This is a genomic window from Streptomyces sp. NPDC037410 (genome assembly GCF_055602235.1).
On sequence record NZ_JBVJWR010000034.1, the window covers coordinates 40,651 to 58,830 of the forward strand.

The 18,180-nt window shown below is 70.1% G+C and carries 22 protein-coding genes; 6 read left to right on the forward strand and 16 right to left on the reverse strand.

What is annotated here, in order from left to right; translation table 11 throughout:
- Nucleotides 1-2 precede the first annotated feature (2 nt).
- From rpsC to ACZ7HT_RS35485, 10 genes are all read right to left on the reverse strand, one after another.
- Complete coding sequence (gene rpsC, locus ACZ7HT_RS35440) at nucleotides 3-842, reverse strand: 30S ribosomal protein S3 (RefSeq protein WP_015035579.1); 840 nt, start codon at nucleotides 840-842, stop codon at nucleotides 3-5.
- Nucleotides 842-1,189 carry a 50S ribosomal protein L22 gene (rplV, locus tag ACZ7HT_RS35445; protein ID WP_041662774.1) on the reverse strand — a complete coding sequence of 116 codons (348 nt, stop codon included), beginning with the start codon at nucleotides 1,187-1,189 and terminating at the stop codon, nucleotides 842-844. Before rplV ends, rpsC begins: the two co-directional genes overlap by 1 nt.
- 42 nt (nucleotides 1,190-1,231) lie before the next feature.
- The gene (gene rpsS, locus ACZ7HT_RS35450) at nucleotides 1,232-1,513 is read right to left on the reverse strand and encodes a 30S ribosomal protein S19 (RefSeq protein WP_015035577.1); all 282 of its coding nucleotides are present in this window, start codon (nucleotides 1,511-1,513) and stop codon (nucleotides 1,232-1,234) included.
- Between the two features lie 12 nt (nucleotides 1,514-1,525).
- The gene (gene rplB / locus ACZ7HT_RS35455; RefSeq protein WP_017239576.1) at nucleotides 1,526-2,362 is read right to left on the reverse strand and encodes a 50S ribosomal protein L2; all 837 of its coding nucleotides are present in this window, start codon (nucleotides 2,360-2,362) and stop codon (nucleotides 1,526-1,528) included.
- 40 nt (nucleotides 2,363-2,402) lie between these two features.
- Complete coding sequence (rplW, locus tag ACZ7HT_RS35460; RefSeq protein ID WP_024755407.1) at nucleotides 2,403-2,726, reverse strand: 50S ribosomal protein L23; 324 nt, start codon at nucleotides 2,724-2,726, stop codon at nucleotides 2,403-2,405.
- Complete coding sequence (rplD, locus tag ACZ7HT_RS35465) at nucleotides 2,726-3,376, reverse strand: 50S ribosomal protein L4 (protein ID WP_471173635.1); 651 nt, start codon at nucleotides 3,374-3,376, stop codon at nucleotides 2,726-2,728. Before rplD ends, rplW begins: the two co-directional genes overlap by 1 nt.
- Before the next feature lie 7 nt (nucleotides 3,377-3,383).
- Nucleotides 3,384-4,028: a 50S ribosomal protein L3 gene (gene rplC / locus ACZ7HT_RS35470; RefSeq protein WP_030687820.1), complete on the reverse strand. Its 645-nt coding sequence runs from the start codon at nucleotides 4,026-4,028 to the stop codon at nucleotides 3,384-3,386.
- A 10-nt stretch (nucleotides 4,029-4,038) separates the two neighbouring features.
- The gene (rpsJ, locus tag ACZ7HT_RS35475) at nucleotides 4,039-4,347 is read right to left on the reverse strand and encodes a 30S ribosomal protein S10 (protein WP_003948644.1); all 309 of its coding nucleotides are present in this window, start codon (nucleotides 4,345-4,347) and stop codon (nucleotides 4,039-4,041) included.
- Between the two features lie 445 nt (nucleotides 4,348-4,792).
- Entirely contained in the window at nucleotides 4,793-6,034 is a 1,242-nt protein-coding gene (locus ACZ7HT_RS35480) for an RNA polymerase sigma factor (RefSeq protein WP_471173636.1), read from the reverse strand.
- Nucleotides 6,035-6,173: 139 nt separating this feature from the next.
- Nucleotides 6,174-6,536 (reverse strand): YciI family protein, encoded by a 363-nt coding sequence (locus tag ACZ7HT_RS35485; protein WP_471173637.1) that lies wholly within the window; start codon nucleotides 6,534-6,536, stop codon nucleotides 6,174-6,176.
- Between the two features lie 200 nt (nucleotides 6,537-6,736).
- Between ACZ7HT_RS35485 and ACZ7HT_RS35490 the strand changes: the two genes are divergently transcribed.
- Nucleotides 6,737-8,710 (forward strand): PIG-L family deacetylase, encoded by a 1,974-nt coding sequence (locus tag ACZ7HT_RS35490; protein ID WP_471173639.1) that lies wholly within the window; start codon nucleotides 6,737-6,739, stop codon nucleotides 8,708-8,710.
- A 148-nt stretch (nucleotides 8,711-8,858) separates the two neighbouring features.
- On the opposite strand, the gene tuf is transcribed toward ACZ7HT_RS35490, so the two are convergent.
- From tuf to ACZ7HT_RS35515, 5 genes are all read right to left on the reverse strand, one after another.
- A complete protein-coding gene (gene tuf, locus ACZ7HT_RS35495) occupies nucleotides 8,859-10,052 on the reverse strand; it encodes an elongation factor Tu (protein ID WP_041662773.1) in 1,194 nt (397 codons plus the stop codon).
- Nucleotides 10,053-10,206: 154 nt separating this feature from the next.
- Entirely contained in the window at nucleotides 10,207-12,336 is a 2,130-nt protein-coding gene (gene fusA / locus ACZ7HT_RS35500; protein ID WP_359507677.1) for an elongation factor G, read from the reverse strand.
- A gap of 39 nt (nucleotides 12,337-12,375) precedes the next feature.
- Nucleotides 12,376-12,846, reverse strand: coding sequence for a 30S ribosomal protein S7 (gene rpsG, locus ACZ7HT_RS35505; RefSeq protein WP_015035567.1), 471 nt, complete (start codon nucleotides 12,844-12,846; stop codon nucleotides 12,376-12,378).
- 2 nt (nucleotides 12,847-12,848) lie between these two features.
- Nucleotides 12,849-13,220, reverse strand: coding sequence for a 30S ribosomal protein S12 (gene rpsL / locus ACZ7HT_RS35510; RefSeq protein WP_003948652.1), 372 nt, complete (start codon nucleotides 13,218-13,220; stop codon nucleotides 12,849-12,851).
- A 334-nt stretch (nucleotides 13,221-13,554) separates the two neighbouring features.
- Nucleotides 13,555-14,004, reverse strand: a complete 450-nt coding sequence (locus ACZ7HT_RS35515; RefSeq protein WP_471173642.1) for a helix-turn-helix domain-containing protein — start codon at nucleotides 14,002-14,004, stop codon at nucleotides 13,555-13,557.
- A gap of 253 nt (nucleotides 14,005-14,257) precedes the next feature.
- Here ACZ7HT_RS35515 and ACZ7HT_RS35520 point away from each other — a divergent pair, with 253 nt between their 5' ends.
- From ACZ7HT_RS35520 to ACZ7HT_RS35530, 3 genes are read left to right on the forward strand one after another with little or no spacing between them, the layout of a single operon-like run.
- A complete protein-coding gene (locus ACZ7HT_RS35520) occupies nucleotides 14,258-14,533 on the forward strand; it encodes a WhiB family transcriptional regulator (protein WP_471173644.1) in 276 nt (91 codons plus the stop codon).
- Complete coding sequence (locus tag ACZ7HT_RS35525; protein WP_471173646.1) at nucleotides 14,526-15,257, forward strand: hypothetical protein; 732 nt, start codon at nucleotides 14,526-14,528, stop codon at nucleotides 15,255-15,257. Before ACZ7HT_RS35520 ends, ACZ7HT_RS35525 begins: the two co-directional genes overlap by 8 nt.
- Nucleotides 15,251-15,457: a MerR family transcriptional regulator gene (locus ACZ7HT_RS35530; protein ID WP_471173648.1), complete on the forward strand. Its 207-nt coding sequence runs from the start codon at nucleotides 15,251-15,253 to the stop codon at nucleotides 15,455-15,457. Before ACZ7HT_RS35525 ends, ACZ7HT_RS35530 begins: the two co-directional genes overlap by 7 nt.
- Before the next feature lie 73 nt (nucleotides 15,458-15,530).
- Here the strand turns inward: ACZ7HT_RS35530 and ACZ7HT_RS35535 are convergent, their stop codons facing one another.
- Nucleotides 15,531-16,355 carry an ATP-grasp domain-containing protein gene (locus ACZ7HT_RS35535; protein ID WP_471173649.1) on the reverse strand — a complete coding sequence of 275 codons (825 nt, stop codon included), beginning with the start codon at nucleotides 16,353-16,355 and terminating at the stop codon, nucleotides 15,531-15,533.
- Nucleotides 16,356-16,888: 533 nt separating this feature from the next.
- Between ACZ7HT_RS35535 and ACZ7HT_RS35540 the strand changes: the two genes are divergently transcribed.
- Together ACZ7HT_RS35540 and ACZ7HT_RS35545 are read left to right on the forward strand one after the other, a co-directional pair.
- Nucleotides 16,889-17,296 (forward strand): hypothetical protein, encoded by a 408-nt coding sequence (locus ACZ7HT_RS35540; RefSeq protein WP_116159354.1) that lies wholly within the window; start codon nucleotides 16,889-16,891, stop codon nucleotides 17,294-17,296.
- 150 nt (nucleotides 17,297-17,446) lie between these two features.
- Entirely contained in the window at nucleotides 17,447-18,058 is a 612-nt protein-coding gene (locus tag ACZ7HT_RS35545; protein ID WP_116159355.1) for a phage tail tube protein, read from the forward strand.
- Nucleotides 18,059-18,180 lie beyond the last annotated feature (122 nt).

The window sequence follows — 18,180 nt, forward strand, 5'->3', positions numbered from 1 at the left end:
GGTCAGGCCTCCGTTCCGGTGCTCTCAGCCGGAGCAGCGGCGGCAGCCTCGGCCTTGGGGGCCTCGGCGGCCGGAGCCGACTGCTGCGGCTTGCGGCCGCGGCCGCCACGCTCGCCACCGCGGCCACCACGGCCGGCCGGGCGGTCGCCAGCGCCGGCGCCACGGGCCGGGCGGTTACCCGCACGGGCAGCAGCGTTCTCGGCGCGGACCTCGGCGATGTTCTTGACGTCGCCCTTGTAGATCCAGACCTTCACGCCGATGCGGCCGAAGGTCGTCTTGGCCTCGAAGAAGCCGTAGTCGACGTTCGCGCGGAGCGTGTGCAGGGGCACACGGCCCTCGCGGTAGAACTCCGAGCGGGACATCTCGGCGCCGCCGAGGCGACCGCCGCACTGGATCTTGATGCCCTTGGCGCCAGCCTTCATCGTGCCCTGCATGCTCTTACGCATGGCGCGACGGAAGGAGACGCGGGAGGAGAGCTGCTCGGCAACGGCCTGGGCGACCAGCTGGGCGTCCATCTCGGGGTTCTTGACCTCGAGGATGTTCAGCTGGACCTGCTTGCCCGTGAGCTTCTCGAGGTCGCCGCGGATGCGGTCGGCCTCGGCGCCACGGCGGCCGATGACGATGCCGGGACGCGCGGTGTGGATGTCCACCCGCACGCGGTCACGGGTGCGCTCGATCTCAACCTTCGAGATGCCGGCGCGCTCCATGCCGGACGTCATCATCCGACGGATGGCGACGTCTTCCTTGACGTAGTCCTTGTACAGCTTGTCGGCGTACCAGCGGGACTTGAAGTCCGTGGTGATACCGAGCCGGAACCCATGCGGGTTAACCTTCTGGCCCATTACCGGGTTCCTTCCTTGCTGCTGACGACCACGGTGATGTGGCTGGTCCGCTTACGGATCCGGTAGGCACGGCCCTGAGCACGCGGACGGAACCGCTTCAGGGTCGGGCCCTCATCCACGAACGCCTCGCTGATGTACAGCGAAGAGGCGTCAGAGTGGTCGTAGTTGTGCGCGGCGTTGGCGATGGCGCTGTCCAGCACCTTGCCGACCGGCACGCTCGCGGCCTGCGGGGCGAAACGCAGGACCGCCTGAGCCTCCGTGGCATCCATGCCACGGATAAGGTCCACCACACGGCGGGCCTTCATGGGCGTAACGCGGATGTACCGCGCCTGGGCCCTGGCTTCCATGGTTGTCCTTCCAGTGTCTGTCATGGTCATTCCACCCCGCTACTAGCGGCGCTTCGACTTCCGGTCGTCCTTCACGTGACCCCGGAAGGTGCGCGTCGGCGAGAACTCGCCGAGCTTGTGGCCGACCATCGACTCGGTGACAAACACCGGAATGTGGGTCTTGCCGTTGTGCACCGCGATCGTGTGGCCGAGCATGGCCGGGATGATCATCGAGCGACGGGACCAGGTCTTGATGACGTTCTTGGTACCGGCTTCGTTCTGGGCGTCCACCTTCTTGACGAGGTGGCCGTCGACGAAGGGTCCCTTCTTGAGACTGCGCGGCATCTAAACCCGCTCCTAGCGCTTCTTGTTCGTCTTGCGGCGGCGGACGATGTACTTGCTCGAAGCCTTCTTCGGCGAGCGAGTACGACCCTCCTTCTGACCCCACGGGGAGACCGGGTGGCGACCACCGGAGGTCTTGCCCTCACCACCACCGTGCGGGTGGTCGACCGGGTTCATCGCCACACCGCGGACGGTCGGGCGAACGCCAAGCCAGCGCTTACGGCCGGCCTTGCCCCAGTTGATGTTCGACTGCTCGGCGTTGCCGACCTCGCCGATGGTGGCGCGGCAGCGGGCGTCGACGAGACGGATCTCACCGGACGGCATACGAAGGTGGGCCATCGTGCCCTCCTTCGCCAGCAGCTGCACGGAGGCACCAGCGGAGCGGGCGAACTTGGCGCCGCCACCGGGACGGAGCTCGATCGCGTGGATCGTGGTACCGACCGGGATGTTGCGGAGCGCCAGGTTGTTGCCGGGCTTGATGTCAGCGCCGGGGCCGTTCTCGACGCGGTCGCCCTGCGTCAGACCCTTGGGGGCGATGATGTAGCGCTTCTCGCCGTCCAGGTAGTGGAGCAGCGCGATGCGCGCGGTGCGGTTGGGGTCGTACTCGATGTGAGCGACCTTGGCCGGCACGCCGTCCTTGTCGTGGCGACGGAAGTCGATCACACGGTAGGCGCGCTTGTGTCCGCCACCCTGGTGGCGAACGGTGATCCGACCGGTGTTGTTACGGCCGCCCTTGCTGTGCAGGGGGCGAACCAGCGACTTCTCCGGCGTGGACCGCGTGATCTCGACGAAGTCGGCTACGGAGGAGCCACGACGGCCCGGCGTAGTCGGCTTGTACTTGCGGATTCCCATTTCTCAGTCCTCGTCCGATTCCGGACGATCCAGACCGCCGTTAGGCGGTCGGACCGCCGAAGATGTCGATACGGTTGCCCTCAGCAAGGGTCACGATGGCGCGCTTGGTGTCCTTGCGCTTGCCGAAACCGGCCTTGGTGCGCTTGCGCTTACCCTGGCGGTTGATCGTGTTGACCCCGGTGACCTTGACCGAGAAGACCGCCTCGACGGCCTGCTTGATCTGGGTCTTGTTGGAGCCAGGCGCGACGATGAACGTGTACTTGTTCTCGTCCAGCAGGGCGTAGCTCTTCTCCGAGACGACCGGCTTGACGAGAATGTCGCGCGGGTCCGAGAAGGTCTTGCTGGTGACGACGGCCTCAGTCATCAGGCGTCGCTCCCTTCGGTCTCAGCGGTCTGGGGGCCAGACACGAAGGACTCGAGGGCGGCCTGGGTGAAGACCACGTCGTCGGAGACGATCACGTCGTACGTGTTGAGCTGGCCCGGCTCCAGGATGTGCACCTGGGGCAGGTTACGAGCGGACAGCCACGCGGCCTCGTCGGAACGCTCGACGACCAGGAGCAGGTTCTTGCGCTCCGAGATCTTGCCGAACAGCGTCTTCGCGGCCTTGGTGGAGATGCCACCCTCGACCACGCCGGTGACGACGTGGATGCGGGAGTGGTTCGCGCGGTCCGAGAGGGCACCGCGGAGAGCGGCGGCCTTCATCTTCTTCGGCGTCCGCTGCGAGTAGTCACGCGGCTGCGGGCCGTGCACGACGCCACCACCGGCGAACTGCGGGGCGCGGGTCGAACCCTGACGGGCGCGGCCGGTGCCCTTCTGGCGGTAAGGCTTCTTGCCACCACCGCGGACTTCGCCACGGGTCTTGGTCTTGTGCGTGCCCTGACGGGCCGCGGCCAGCTGCGCGACGACGACCTGGTGGATCAGCGGGACGCTGACCTTGGCGCCGAAGATCTCCTCGGGGAGCTCGACGGTCCCGGCCTTGTCGCCAGACGGCGAAAGGATGTCAATGGTGCTCATCGGTTCCTCAAACCCCCTTGGCCGCGGTGCGGACCAGGACGAGGCCACCGTTGGGGCCGGGGACGGCGCCCTTGATGAGCAGCAGACCCTTCTCGGCGTCAACGGCGTGGACGGTCAGGTTCTGGGTGGTCACACGCTCGTTGCCCATGCGACCGGCCATGCGCATGCCCTTGAAGACACGGCCCGGGGTGGCGCAGCCACCGATCGAACCGGGCTTGCGGTGCACGCGGTGGGCACCGTGCGAGGCCTTGCCACCACGGAAGTTGTGGCGCTTCATCGCACCGGCGAAGCCCTTGCCCTTGCTCTTGCCGGTGACGTCGACCTTCACGCCGGCCTCGAAGACCTCGGCGGTGATCTCCTGGCCGAGCGTGTACTCGGAGGCGTCAGCGGTGCGGAGCTCCACCAGGTGGCGGCGCGGGGTGACGTCGGCCTTGGCGAAGTGGCCCTTGAGGGGCTTGTTCACCTTGCGCGGGTCGATCTCGCCGAAGGCGATCTGGACCGACTCGTAGCCGTCGACGTCGTTCGTACGGACCTGGGTCACGACATTCGGGCCGGCCTTGACGACGGTCACCGGGACGACCCGGTTGTTCTCGTCCCAGACCTGCGTCATGCCGAGCTTCTCGCCCAGGATGCCCTTGATGTTCTTAGCCATCTGCGCGCCCTCAGAGCTTGATCTCGATGTCGACGCCCGCCGGCAGGTCGAGACGCATGAGCGAGTCAACCGTCTTCGGCGTGGGGTCGAGGATGTCGATGAGGCGCTTGTGCGTGCGCATCTCGAAGTGCTCGCGCGAGTCCTTGTACTTGTGCGGCGACTTGATGACGCAGTACACGTTCTTCTCAGTGGGCAGCGGCACCGGGCCCGCGACCGACGCACCAGTGCGGGTCACCGTCTCGACGATCTTCTTCGCCGAGGAGTCGATGACCTCGTGGTCGTAGGCCTTGAGCCGGATGCGGATCTTCTGTCCCGCCATGGCTACTAGTAGTCCTTTGTCTCGTAACGCTCTGGAACCCGGTGCGCTGTGCTTCCTGAGAAGCGCCGTTTCCTCCGACCCACGCGGTCGGGCGTGTCGCACTCCCTCTACGCAGAAATCCCTGAGGATTTCCCAACCAAGGGGGCACGGTCGCCATGACCGCGGTTCGGGGGCGAACACCCACCGGGTGCCTGGTCTGCACCCCGCTGACGCTTCCCAGAAGATTCCCGTACGTCCGCTCCTGAAAAGGAGCGACGAGTACTGTGGGACTCGCTTCCGGTCCTCCCGACGGGAGGCGCGCAGCATCGGCACTCAACCGAGCAACCCCGACAGTCTGCCATACGCGGCCTTCCCGCCGCCAATCGGGGGCGAAGACTGTACCCCACGTCACGTACGGCCATGCGCCGGGGCGCACGGGCGTGCCGCACGCGCCCCCTTTCCCCCGTCATCCCAACCGCCGGGCCTGCTCCGTCAGATGACGCCGCTCGGGCGCGCTCGTGGTGTGCCGGGCCGCCTCCCGGTAGGCGGCGGCCGCGTCCTCCTTCTCGCCGAGGAGTTCGAGAAGGTGCGCGCGGGTCGCGAGGAGGCGGTGGTTCCGGGCCAGCAGCCGGTCCTCCGCGAGACCGTCGAGCAGGTCGAGGCCGGCCCGCGGGCCGTGGACCATGGCGACGGCGACCGCGCGGTTGAGGGTGACCATCGGGTTCGGCCCGGTGCGCTCCAGGAGCTCGTACAGGGCGAGGATCTGCGGCCAGTCCGTGGCCTCCGCGGACCCCGCCTCGTCGTGCACGGCCGCGATCGCCGCCTGGAGCTGGTACGGGCCGACCCGGCCCTGCGGCAGGGTGCGGCTGATCAGCTCCACGCCCTCCGCGATCAGGGCGACGTCCCAGCTCCCCCGGTCCTGCTCCGCGAGCGGTACGAGCTCCCCGTGCGGGCCCGTGCGGGCCGGGCGGCGGGCGTCGGTGAGCAGCATCAGCGCGAGCAGGCCCGCCGTCTCGGTGTCGTCGGGGACGAGCCGGTGCAGCATCCGGGCCAGCCGGATCGCCTCCGTGGACAGCTCGGGCGCGGTGAGCTCCTCGCCGCCGCTGGCCGTGTAGCCCTCGTTGAAGACGAGGTACAGCACGTGCCGCACCTCGGCCAGGCGGGCGCTGCGGTCCTCGCCCTCGGGCGGCGTGAGCTCCAGGCCGCCCGACTTGATCGTCTGCTTGGCCCGGCTGATCCGCTGCGCCATGGTCGACTCGGGCACGAGGAACGCGGCCGCGATCTGCGCGGTGGTGAGGCCGCCGACGGCGCGCAGGGTGAGCGCGATCCGGCTGGGCGGCGACAGGTCCGGGTGGCAGCAGAGGAAGAGCAGCGACAGGGAGTCGTCCCGGTCGGTGTCCGGGGCGTCGTCGGCGGCGCGCGCGAGGAGCGCGGAGTCGGGCGTGGCGAGCGCGACGGCGTCCTCGCGGCGCCGGCGGGCGGACTCGCTGCGCACCAGGTCGACGTACCTGCGGGTGGCGACCGTGAGCAGCCAGCCGCGCGGGTGCTCGGGCACGCCGTCCTCGGGCCACTGCCGTGCGGCCGCGATCAGGGCCTCCTGGACGGCGTCCTCGCAGAGGTCGAAGGACCCGTACCGGCGAATGAGCGCACCGAGGACCTGCGGCGCGCAGCTGCGCAGCAGGTCCTCGACGGCGTGCGGGCCGGTCACAGCGACAGACCCTCGGACATGCGGGCGCCGACCACGGCGGCAGGCCCTCGGCCACGCGCGGCGCCGACCCCAGCAGCCGCCCCGCAGCCACGCGCCGCGCCCGTCACGGCGACCGTCCCCCGGCCTTGTGCCGCGCCCGTCACACGTCCGCCGCGGACTCGTGCAGGATCGGCCACAGCTCGACGGGATCGGCGTCCGCGAAGGGCATGTCCGCGGCGATCGCCTGGGCGCGCTCCAGGCTCTCGCAGTCGAGCAGGTAGAAGCTGGCCAGGTACTCCTTGGTCTCCAGGTACGGGCCGTCGGTGACCGCGGGGACGCCGTTCTCGCGCCGGACGAGCTGGGCGGCGGCCGCGTCGGCCAGGCCGTACGCGCCGAGCAGCTCGCCGCTCTCCCGGTACTTCCGGTTGAAGGCCTCCTGGCGGGCGATCGCCTCGGGCCAGGCCTCGGCCGGGAAGGAGTCCCACTTGGCCTGGTTGCCGTAGATCATCGCCATGTACTTCATCTCGGGTGTCCTCCCGGTCCGGCCCGCCCCTCGTGGCGCGCTGTCACCCTGGGGTCGTTGCCAGGATCACCCGCTCGACATCGCCCCGCACATCTTTCCAAGATCTTTTTCAGGGATCTCCCCCCCCGGTCGGTCCAGGGGCACAACCCCGCCGCTCGTACACCCGTCTTCCCGTGGACGAATGAGCGAAGGGGCCCGCCTTGCACACTCCACCCCGTCGGCGGACGGTTCTCGCCGCCGCCCTCGCGGTCACCGCGGCCGCCGCCGGGTGTTCCGTACCGGAGCCGCGCCGGACCGCGCCGACCGCCGATCCGGCGCCGGGCAGGCCGATCGCCTCCGCGCGGGCCCGGCGGGCGCTGCTCATGCAGTTCTCCGCGCATCCGGACGACGACCTGTACTTCATGAACCCGGACACGCAGCGGCTGCTCGACGCGGGCGTCCCGCTCGTCTCCGTGTACGTGACGGCCGGCGAGCACAACGGCCGGAACCGGATCGCGGGGATGCCCGAGACTCCCCCGGACCGGGCTGCCTACTCCTCCGCCCGCCACCAGGGCCTGCGCCAGTCGTACGCGGTGGCGCTCGGCCTCCCCGCGTTCACGCCGTGGCGCCGGGAGGTCCTGACGCTCCCCGGCGGCCGGCGGGCCGAGTCCGACACCCTCACGAACGGCTCCCGCAGCGTCGAGCTGGTCTTCCTCAACCTGCCGATGCACGCCGGCCGCCGCTACATGGCCGTGCCCTCGCTCTGGCAGGACCGCGCCCTGGAGCTGCGCACCCATCTGTCGGCCGGCTCCCCCGTCACCCGCGCCGACAGCTACGACTACGACCAGCTGATCGCCGTCCTCGCCGGCCTGCTGCGCCGCCACCGGCCCACGGTCGTGCACACGCTGGACCCGGACCCGGACATCCAGCACAGCGACGAGGCGACCCGGCAGCGGGACTCCGAGCAGCCCGGCTACGCGGACCACGGGGACCACACGGCGGTCGCCTCCTTCACCTGGGCCGCGCTGTGCCGCTGGGTCTCGGACGCGGTCCGGGACGGCGAGCCGGTCCCGGCCTTCACCACCACCGCCTTCCGCGGCTACTACAACCGGCACTGGCCCAAGAACCTCCCGCCCGCGGTCCTGGCCGAGAAGGCCGCCCGCCTCGTCCCGTACGGCGGGAAGCCCTCCTGGTCGTGCGGGAACCCCTCCGGCTGCGGCGACTACGGCGTCGGCGGCGACCGGCCGCTGACCAACCGCAAGGGGTGGGTGCGCTCCACGCACCACCGCTGGCCGGGTCCCGGCCCGGCCCTGGCCGAGGAGCCGGGCGGCCGGCTCGCGGCGTACGGGGTGCTCGGGCTGCGCGCGGTCCGCTGGCGGGAGTCCGCGCCCGGCGTCTGGGGCGAGCCGGTGGACCTGGGCGGCGGCCCGCTCGCGCCCGCGCTCGGCTCGGCGGTGCTCGGCGACGGCCGGGTACTGCTCCTCGGCGTGCGGTTCGCCGCGCTCGACGGGCACGGCGGGGCCAACCGGCGCGAGGTGGTGCTCCTGGAGCAGCGCTCCCCCGGCGGCGCCTTCCTGGCCTGGCGGGGCCTGGGGACCCCGGAGCGCACCGACGACCGCAGCCGCAGAATCGGTTCTCCGGTGGCCTTCACCGCCCCCGACGGCCGGGTCCACCTCTTCGTACGGAACGCGGACAAGGGCGTCTCGACGCGGGTCCGGGCGGCGGACGGCTCCTGGTCGGCGTGGCGTCCGCTCCCCGGCGACGCGGAGGTCCAGGACGGCCTGGCCGTCTCGGCGGACGCGGCCGGGCGGGTGCACGTGTACGCGGCGGGGCGGGACGGCGTACGGCACTGGGTGGACGGCGTCCCGCAGGCGGCCCGGCTGCCGCTCTCCGGCTCCACGGTGGCCAGCGCGGGCGGCGAGCTCTACCACCGGGCGCCGGCGGCGGCGCGGCTGCTCGGCCCGGCCGGTGACGCCGGGCTCGACGGGTACGGGGGCGTGGTCGCCGCGCGGTCGGCCGCGCTCGGGACCGTCCTGCTCGGCACGGACGTGAAGGGCCGGGTGGCGCTCAGGACCGGCGACCGGCTCCGTGAACAGAACAGGGCGGCCGTCTCGACCGCGCTCCACCTGGGCGCCCGGGGGGCCACCGTGGTGGGCCTCGGCGCGGACGGCCACCCGTGGAGCTGGCGACCGTAGAACACCTGGAAACGCGAGATGGCCCTGACGCGCGGAAAGGCCCGGGAACGCGGAAAGGCCCGGGAACGCGAGAAGGCCCCGCACCTTTCGGTGCGGGGCCTTCCCTTACTGCTCAGCAGCTCTTGCGAGCTACCAGGTCAGTTCAAGATCAGGCGTTGATCTTGACGACCTGGCCGGCGCCGACGGTCCGGCCACCCTCACGGATGGCGAACTTGAGGCCCTCCTCCATGGCGACGGGCTGGATCAGCTCGACGGTCATGGCGGTGTTGTCGCCCGGCATGACCATCTCGGTGCCCTCGGGGAGGGTCACGACGCCGGTCACGTCCGTGGTACGGAAGTAGAACTGCGGGCGGTAGTTGTTGAAGAACGGGGTGTGACGGCCACCCTCGTCCTTCGACAGGATGTAGGCCTGGGCCTCGAAGCTGGTGTGCGGCGTAACCGAACCCGGCTTGATGATGACCTGGCCGCGCTCGACGTCCTCGCGCTTGATGCCACGGAGGAGCAGACCGACGTTCTCACCGGCCTGGCCCTCGTCGAGCAGCTTGCGGAACATCTCGATGCCGGTGACCGTGGTGGTGGTCTTCTCGGTCTTGATGCCGATGATGTCGACGGTCTCGTTGACCTTGAGGACACCACGCTCGATACGACCGGTGACGACGGTGCCACGACCGGTGATCGTGAAGACGTCCTCGATCGGCATCAGGAACGGCTTGTCGACGTCACGCTCGGGCTGCGGGATCGACTCGTCGACGGCGTGCATGAGGCCGAGAAGCTTCTCGCCCCACTCCTTGTCGCCCTCGAGCGCCTTGAGCGCCGAGACGCGGACGACCGGCAGGTCGTCGCCCGGGAACTCGTACTCGGAGAGGAGCTCACGGACCTCGAGCTCGACGAGCTCCAGGATCTCCTCGTCGTCCACCATGTCGGCCTTGTTCAGGGCGACGACGATGTACGGAACGCCGACCTGGCGAGCAAGGAGGACGTGCTCCTTGGTCTGCGGCATCGGGCCGTCGGTGGCGGCGACCACGAGGATGGCGCCGTCCATCTGCGCGGCACCCGTGATCATGTTCTTGATGTAGTCAGCGTGACCGGGGCAGTCGACGTGCGCGTAGTGACGCGACTCCGTCTGGTACTCGACGTGCGCGATCGAGATGGTGATACCGCGCTGGCGCTCCTCGGGAGCCTTGTCGATCTGGTCGAAGGCCGAGGCCTCGTTCAGGTCCGGGTACGCGTCGTGCAGCACCTTGGTAATGGCGGCCGTGAGGGTCGTCTTACCGTGGTCGATGTGACCGATGGTACCGATGTTGACGTGCGGCTTAGTCCGCTCGAACTTTGCCTTCGCCACTGAATCCTCCTGCGGAGTGGTTCTGTACGCCTTGCTTCATCGGCGCCAGGTGATCTTTGCTGGGATGCCAGTCGACCGGGGCCCGATCCCTCGGGTTTCGGGGGGCTGAGCCCCGGCGACAGGTGTCAAGCCTAAAACGTGAAACTCGGGAGAGTTACTCGCCCTTGGCCTTCGCGATGATCTCCTCGGCGACGTTCCGCGGAACCTCGGCGTAGGAGTCGAACTGCATCGAGTAGCTTGCGCGACCCGAGGTCTTGCTGCGGAGGTCTCCGACGTAGCCGAACATCTCCGAGAGCGGCACGAGGCCCTTCACGACGCGGGCGCCGCTGCGCTCCTCCATGGCCTGGATCTGGCCACGGCGGGAGTTGATGTCACCGATGACCTCGCCCATGTAGTCCTCGGGCGTGACGACCTCGACGGCCATCATCGGCTCAAGGATGACGGGAGAAGCCTTGCGCGCGGCCTCCTTGAAGGCCTGCGAACCGGCGATCTTGAACGCGAGCTCGGAGGAGTCGACCTCGTGGTAGGCACCGTCGAGAAGGATGACGCGGACGCCAGTCATCTCGTAGCCGGCCAGGATGCCGAACTGCATGGCCTCCTGCGCACCCGCGTCGACCGAAGGGATGTACTCCTTCGGGATGCGGCCACCGGTGACCTTGTTCACGAACTCGTAGGAGGCGTCGCCACCCTCGATGGGCTCGATCGCGATCTGCACCTTGGCGAACTGACCGGTACCACCGGTCTGCTTCTTGTGGGTGAAGTCCACGCGCTCGACGGCCTTGCGGATCGTCTCGCGGTACGCGACCTGCGGCTTGCCGACGTTCGCCTCGACCTTGAACTCGCGACGCATACGGTCGACGAGGATGTCGAGGTGAAGCTCGCCCATACCACCGATGATGGTCTGGCCGGTCTCCTCGTCCGAGTGGACCTGGAAGGAGGGGTCCTCCTCCGCGAGACGCTGGATGGCGACACCCAGCTTCTCCTGGTCACCCTTGGACTTGGGCTCGATGGCGACCTGGATGACCGGCGCCGGGAAGTCCATGGACTCCAGGATCACCGGGTTCTTGTCGTCGCACAGCGTCTCACCAGTGGTGGTCTGCTTGAGGCCCATGACGGCGACGATGTCGCCGGCGCCCACCGAGTCGATCTCCTCACGCTTGTTCGCGTGCATGCGGTAGATCTTGCCGATGCGCTCCTTCTTGCCCTTGACGGAGTTCAGCACCGCGGTGCCGGCCTCCAGGCGACCGGAGTAGATCCGGACGAAGGTGAGCTTGCCGAGGTGCGGGTCGCTCGCGATCTTGAACGCGAGGGCCGACAGCGGCTCGTCGTCGGACGGCTTGCGCTTCACGACGACCTCGGCGTCCTTGACGTCGTGGCCCTCGATGGCCTCGACGTCCAGGGGCGAGGGGAGGTAACGGACGACAGCGTCGAGCAGGGGCTGAACGCCCTTGTTCTTGAACGCGGTGCCACAGAAGACGGGGGTGACCGTCTTCTCGCCGTTGCCCTTGCCGGACGCGATGGTGATACGACGGACAGCCGCGTACAGCTGCTCCTCGGTGGGCTCGACGCCCTCGAGGAAGAGCTCCATGAGCTCCTCGTCGTTCTCCGCGACCGTCTCGACGAGCTTGCCGCGGTACTCCTCGGCGAGCTCGAGCTTGTCCGCCGGGATGTCGACGACGTCGTACATCTCGCCCTTGCTGGCCTCGGCGGACCAGACAAGCGCCTTCATGCGGACCAGGTCGATGACGCCCTGGAAGTCCATCTCGGCGCCGATCGGGAGCTGCATGACGATCGGGACGGCGCCGAGGCGGTCCACGATCATGTCGACGCAGCGGAGGAACTCGGCGCCCGTACGGTCGAGCTTGTTGACGAAGCAGATGCGCGGGACGCCGTAGCGGTCCGCCTGACGCCAGACAGTCTCGGACTGGGGCTCGACACCGGCCACACCGTCGAACACGGTGACAGCACCGTCGAGCACGCGCAGCGAACGCTCCACCTCGACGGTGAAGTCGACGTGGCCCGGCGTGTCGATGATGTTGATCGTGTGATCGACATTCTCGAGCGGCCAGTGGCAGGTCGTCGCGGCAGACGTGATCGTGATGCCGCGCTCCTGCTCCTGCTCCATCCAGTCCATCGTGGCAGCGCCGTCGTGGACTTCACCGATCTTGTACGAGACACCGGTGTAGAACAGGATCCGCTCGGTGGTGGTCGTCTTGCCCGCGTCGATGTGGGCCATGATGCCGATGTTGCGCACCTTGGCCAGGTCAAGCGAAGTGGTAGCCATATCGGCTCAGTCTTCTCTCGGTCTCGATGTGGGTTGCGACTACCAGCGGTAGTGCGCGAAGGCCTTGTTGGACTCGGCCATCTTGTGCGTGTCCTCGCGCTTCTTGACGGCAGCACCGAGGCCGTTGGAGGCGTCGAGGAGCTCGTTCATGAGGCGCTCGGTCATGGTCTTCTCGCGACGGGCGCGGGAGTAACCGACGAGCCAGCGGAGGGCCAGCGTGGACGCGCGGCCCGGCTTGACCTCGATCGGCACCTGGTAGGTGGCGCCACCGACACGGCGGGACTTGACCTCGAGGGCCGGCTTGACGTTCTCGAGAGCGCGCTTCAGCGTGATGACCGGGTCCTGGCCGGTCTTCTCACGAAGACCCTCCATGGCGCCGTACACGATGCGCTCGGCGGTGGAACGCTTGCCGTCAAGCAGGATCTTGTTGATCAGCGAGGTGACAAGAGGAGAGCTGTAGACCGGGTCGATGATGACCGGGCGCTTCGGGGCGGGGCCCTTACGAGGCATTCTTACTTCTCCTTCTTGGCGCCGTAGCGGCTGCGAGCCTGCTTACGGTTCTTGACGCCCTGCGTGTCGAGGGAACCGCGGATGATCTTGTAGCGAACACCCGGCAGGTCCTTCACACGGCCACCGCGCACGAGCACGATGGAGTGCTCCTGCAGGTTGTGACCCTCACCCGGGATGTAGGCCGTGACCTCGATGCCCGAGGTCAGACGCACACGCGCGACCTTACGGAGGGCCGAGTTCGGCTTCTTCGGGGTGGTCGTGAACACACGCGTGCAGACGCCGCGACGCTGAGGGGAACCCTCGAGTGCGGGCGTCTTGTTCTTCTCGACCTTGTCCTGCCGGCCCTTACGGACCAGCTGCTGGATCGTAGGCACTACTTCTCCGGTTTCTGTGTGCCGTCGGTAAAACTAACCTGGAACATTCGCCGACCCACGCGGTCGGGTGTGTCGAATCTCGCGGACCTCCGCACGAGGCGGAAAAGGCGCAGATCACGGTGGCCGGTATATGACTCGCCGTGCGGTTGAGGACACGCACGGGAGCCCAGGCACACCCCAGGCACAAGGCTTGAGCGTACCTATCGCACGGACTCCGGTCAAAACAAATGCGGGACCCCGGCCGGGGGCACACGAGACCCGGGCCCGGATCGTTCCTGCACGGGCCCGGCAAGAGCACGCAGGCCCCCACCCGGGCCCGGCCGGGAACGCGCGGTCAGTCCCGGGCGGTACGGCGGGGCTCGGCGACCTCGCCCGCGTCCGTCGTGGCCGTGTCCGGTTCCAGGAACTGGGTGACGACCTTGACGAAGACGCCCATGCGCTCGTCGGGGACGCCCAGCCAGCGGGCGAAGTCCTCCATCGAGGGCTGCCAGTCGCTCGGCGGCAGCAGGTCCGCCGCCATCGGCAGCTCCTCGGGGGTCACGCGACCGGACCGGATGAGCATGTCGCGGACGGAGACGCCGAGCAGCGGGGCGATCCGGCGCATGGTCTCCAGGTCGGGCATGCTCTGCCGCTGCAGCAGGCGCGTGACGGCGGCGCGGTGGACGCCGGCCTCGTCCGCGATCCGGGACTTCCCTCCCCCGCGCGGGCTGTCGATGTCGTAGCCGCGCTGTCTCATCAGGCCTTCGACCCAGCCTGCGAACTCGTCGAGCCCTTGAGTGCTCATGTGTACCGCTCCTCGCTCCCCCACCCTCCGGATCCCATACCTTAGCGTGCTTGCGCGCACGGAATTACGTGCTTTCGGGCACGCAATCGTGTCGAATCGGTGAAGGGCAGCTCACAGGCCTCCGGATTTTCGTTGCGCGCTCGCACGCAACGTGTAAGTCTGGCTCGCCGCCGCACTCGTCGGCCCCCTGAGCCCCAGGCGCCCCACCGGCCCCATGGACGGCCCCGGCGGGCCCCGGACCGTGGAGAACCCCTTGTTCCATCCCGACCCGTCCCCCTGGCAGGCCTCCGCCGCGTGCGCCGGCCTCTCCCCGTCCGTCGTCTTCGCCCGCCGCGCCAAGGAGGCCGCCCCCGCCCTGCGGGCCTGCGCCTCCTGCCCCGTACGGAGCGAGTGCGAGGCCGCGGTGGCCCCGGCCGAGAGCTACTTCGACGGCGTCTGCGCGGGCCGCCTCTGGCGCAACGGACGCCCGGCGGACGCCCGGCGCGTGGCCAAGGCGCTCGCCCCGACGGGGAGCGGCCGCCGTGGCTGACCGCACCGACACCACCCCCGTCCTGCGGGACATCGCGCTCTGGACCGCCTCCCTCGTACGGCAGTTCCCCGAGCTCGCCGAGGAACTCGCCCCCGGCCGGCGCGGGCCCGCCGGGGCACCCGCCGGAACCGCCCCCGCCGTGCGCGACGAACTGGTCCGCGAGGAACGCCGGGAGGCGCTGCTGCTCGAACAGCGCCACGGCCTCTCCGTCCCCGGCCACGGCGCCGCCCCGATCCGGCTGCACGTCTCCGACGCCATCCGCGACATCACCGACGGGGTGGTGGAGCTGGAGGAGGCGGTGTGCGCCCGGCTCACGCTCCCCCGGCCGCCCCGCGCGGGGGTGCTCAACCGCCTCCGGCGCCTCGTGACCCTGCTCGACCGGATCGCGACCCACCCGGACCTGGCCCGCCACGTGCGGGACGAGATCCGCCGGATGGCCCGGCGCTGCGCCCGGACGCTCGGCGACGCGGAGACGGTCGTGCGGGTCTCGGGCCGCTGCCCCTGGTGCGACTCGGTGTCGCTGCGGGCGTTCCCGGACCGGCGCGCGGTCCTTTGCGTCAACCCGGCCTGCGTCTGCACGGACGAGGTGTGCGGCTGTCAGGACGACCCCGCCTACCGGCACCTGTGGCCGGAGGACCGGTGGGAGGAGCTGTCGGAGGCGTCGGGCACCGGCACCGCCGAGATCGAGGCCGCGATGGACGACCCGGAGGAGACCGCATGCTGAGCTCGCCCGACCTGCCCACGCTGGTGCCCGGCCCGCTGGCCGCCGAGGAGGCGGGCGTGGCGCCCGCGACGATCCGCAAGTGGGTCCAGCTCGGACACCTGCGGGCCGCGGGCCGGGCGGGCCGGGCGCAGCTCTTCCGCCTGGAGGACGTGTTCGCGGCGGAACGCCTGGCGCGCCGCCGCCGTCCCCGTACCGCCTGATCCGCCCCGCCCCGCCCTGTACGACGAGCGCCCCGCGTCCTTCCCGGACGCGGGGCGCTTCGTCATGCCGCCGTCATGCCGCCAGGAAGCGGCGCAGGGAGTCGACGAAGGCGGTGGCGAAGCGCTCGCGGGTCTCCTCGGGGACGCGGTCGAGGGAGAGGTACGGGTTGAGGTCCTCCAGCTCGACGAGGAGCAGTTCGCCGCCGGGGGCGCGGCAGGCGTCGACGCGCTGGATGCCGTGGTCGAGGGTGTTCCACTCGATGAAGCGGCGGGCGAAGGCGAGGTCGTCGGCGGCGGGTTCGTACGGCTCCAGGACCCAGCGGCGCTCGGGGTCGGGGGCGTGGAGGGCGTACTGGAAGAGGTCGTCGACGAAGTAGAAGGAGACCTCGTACCGGAAGTCGACGCGCGGCTGGACGAGGACCTCGCCGTACGTGAGCCCACCGAGCTCCTCGTACGGGAGGAACCGCAGCCCTATGGAATCGGCGCCGGCCTTGGGCTTGACCGCGTAGCTCCGGGCCTCGGGCAGCAGGGGGAGGTCCTCGGGCCGGTCGACGGTGGGGATGACGGGGTGTCCGGCGACGGTCAGGTCGAGGAGGTACTGCTTGCCGGCCATGTCGCCGCGGCCGTGGAGCGGGTTGTAGACGCGGGTGCCGCGGGCGCGGGCCTGCTCGCGGAAGGACTCGTACTCCTTCTGGTACCCGATGACGGGGCCGCTGTTGCGGACGACGACGGCGTCGAAGCCGTCCATGAGGCGGGCGGCGTCGAGCGGGTGACAGAGCGCCAGGTCGAAGCTCTCGCGCAGCCGGGCGGTGAGGTGGATGTCCTCGTCGCAGTAGCGGCGGCCCCGGGCCGGGTAGGCGAGGTCGGACACGTAGAGCAGACGGGGGCGAGGGGACACGGGGCGGCTCCTGGTGGTTCGGGACGCCCAACCTAACGGGGCCCTTCTGGCGGGCGGCCGGGCGGGGTGAGGGGGGCCCGGCTCGGGCCCGGGGCCAGCTCGGGCCCGGGGCCAGCTCGGGCCCCGGCCGGCTCGGGCCCCGGCCGGCTCGGCCCCCGGCCCGGCTCGCGCCCCCGGCCCGGCTCGCGCCCCCGGCCCGGCTCGCGCCCCCGGCCCGGTCGTGCCCCGGGCCCGGTCGTGCCGGGTAGATCTCAGAACTAGTTGCGTGCGCGCACGCTCCCTGTCACAGTTGGTGCAGCGGCGGAGCTGTGCCCGCGAGACGGGCCGCAGTCTCCGCCGTTCGCCGTCCGGGAGCGCTCCGCGCCCCCGCCCCCTTCCCCGCGTCGAGCGCCCCGGACGGCCCCGCGCGGCCCGTCCCGCCGGACGGTCGTCACCGCCCGTCCACCGGACGGCCCCGCACCACCGTCCACCGGACACCACCGTCCACCGGACGGCCCCGCCCCGCTCCCCTCCGTCTCCCGAGGAGAACCGTCATGACCACTCCCCCGAGTGCGTTCCCGGACGTCGAGAAGCTGGTCGTCGACGTCCTCAAGGCCGACCCGGCGCTGGCCGGCGTCACGGTCGCCGCCCAGGCGCCGACCGGCTTCGACGGCACGCAGAACACCGTCCTGGTGAACCGCCGCGGCGGCGCCTGGATCGGCGACCTGCACGTCGACAAGCCGCTGATCGAATTCGAGGTGTACGGCCCGACCAAGACCGCGGCCCACGTCCTCGCCAACGCCGCCCGCAAGGCACTGCTCGCCACGATCGGCAAGCAGCTCGGCGCCAACTTCGTCAGCGACGTCGAGGAACAGGACGGGCCCCGCTGGATGCCCGACTACCTCTACCGAGGAGCCAACCGCTACCTCTGCGTCATCCAGCTCTCGCTGAACGTCTTCTAGCCCCCGGTTCCGGCCCCCGGTTCCGACCCCCGGGCGGCAGACACCCAGCGACCCCACAGACCAGGCCTCGCCGTCCGGCGGGGCCTTTGCCGTACCCGGAGCCGAACTCCGGGGACCGGCAGCCCTCACAACCCAAGGAGAAACACCACCATGGCTGGAAACAACTCCGCCGAGATCCGCGTCGCAGGCATCGGCAAGCTCTACGTCGCCGACGCCGGCACCTCCCTCCCCGCCACCTTCGGCACGGACTCCGCCGCCGACTGGTCCGGCGCGGGCTGGAAGGACCTCGGCTTCACCTCCGGCGACGGCGTCACGTTCTCGAAGAAGGACAAGCTGGAGGCCATCGACTCGTGGCAGTCGGTCTCCCCGGTCCACTACATCTACTCGAGCCGTGACCTGTCGCTGAAGTTCTCGATGCTCCAGTTCAACGAGGACACGCTGCCGTTCTTCATGGGCGGCGACGCGGTGAAGGCGGAGCCGACCCCGGCGGTCGACACCTACCGCTACGAGATCGCCGAGCGTCCGTTCGCGGACGTGCGCGCCCTCGGCCTGGAGTTCACCGACGTCAAGGCCGGTGGCACGACCGCGGTGAAGTACCGCTTCATCATCCCGCGCGGCCAGGTCACCGCCACGGACGACATCAAGATGGCCCGCAAGGCGGCGTCCCAGCTGGGTGTCACCTTCACGGCCATGTCGAAGGGCGACGGCAAGCCGCTGGCGACCTTCCTCATGAAGGACAGCCAGTACTCCGCGACCGTCTGATCCTTCTCCACCCGGGGCGGGGGGGGCGGCCGCCCCCCCCCCCCCCCCCCCCCCCCCCCCCCCCCCCCACCACAACGTACGAACAACAACGGCCCCCCCCTCCCCCCACCCAACCCCCGCCC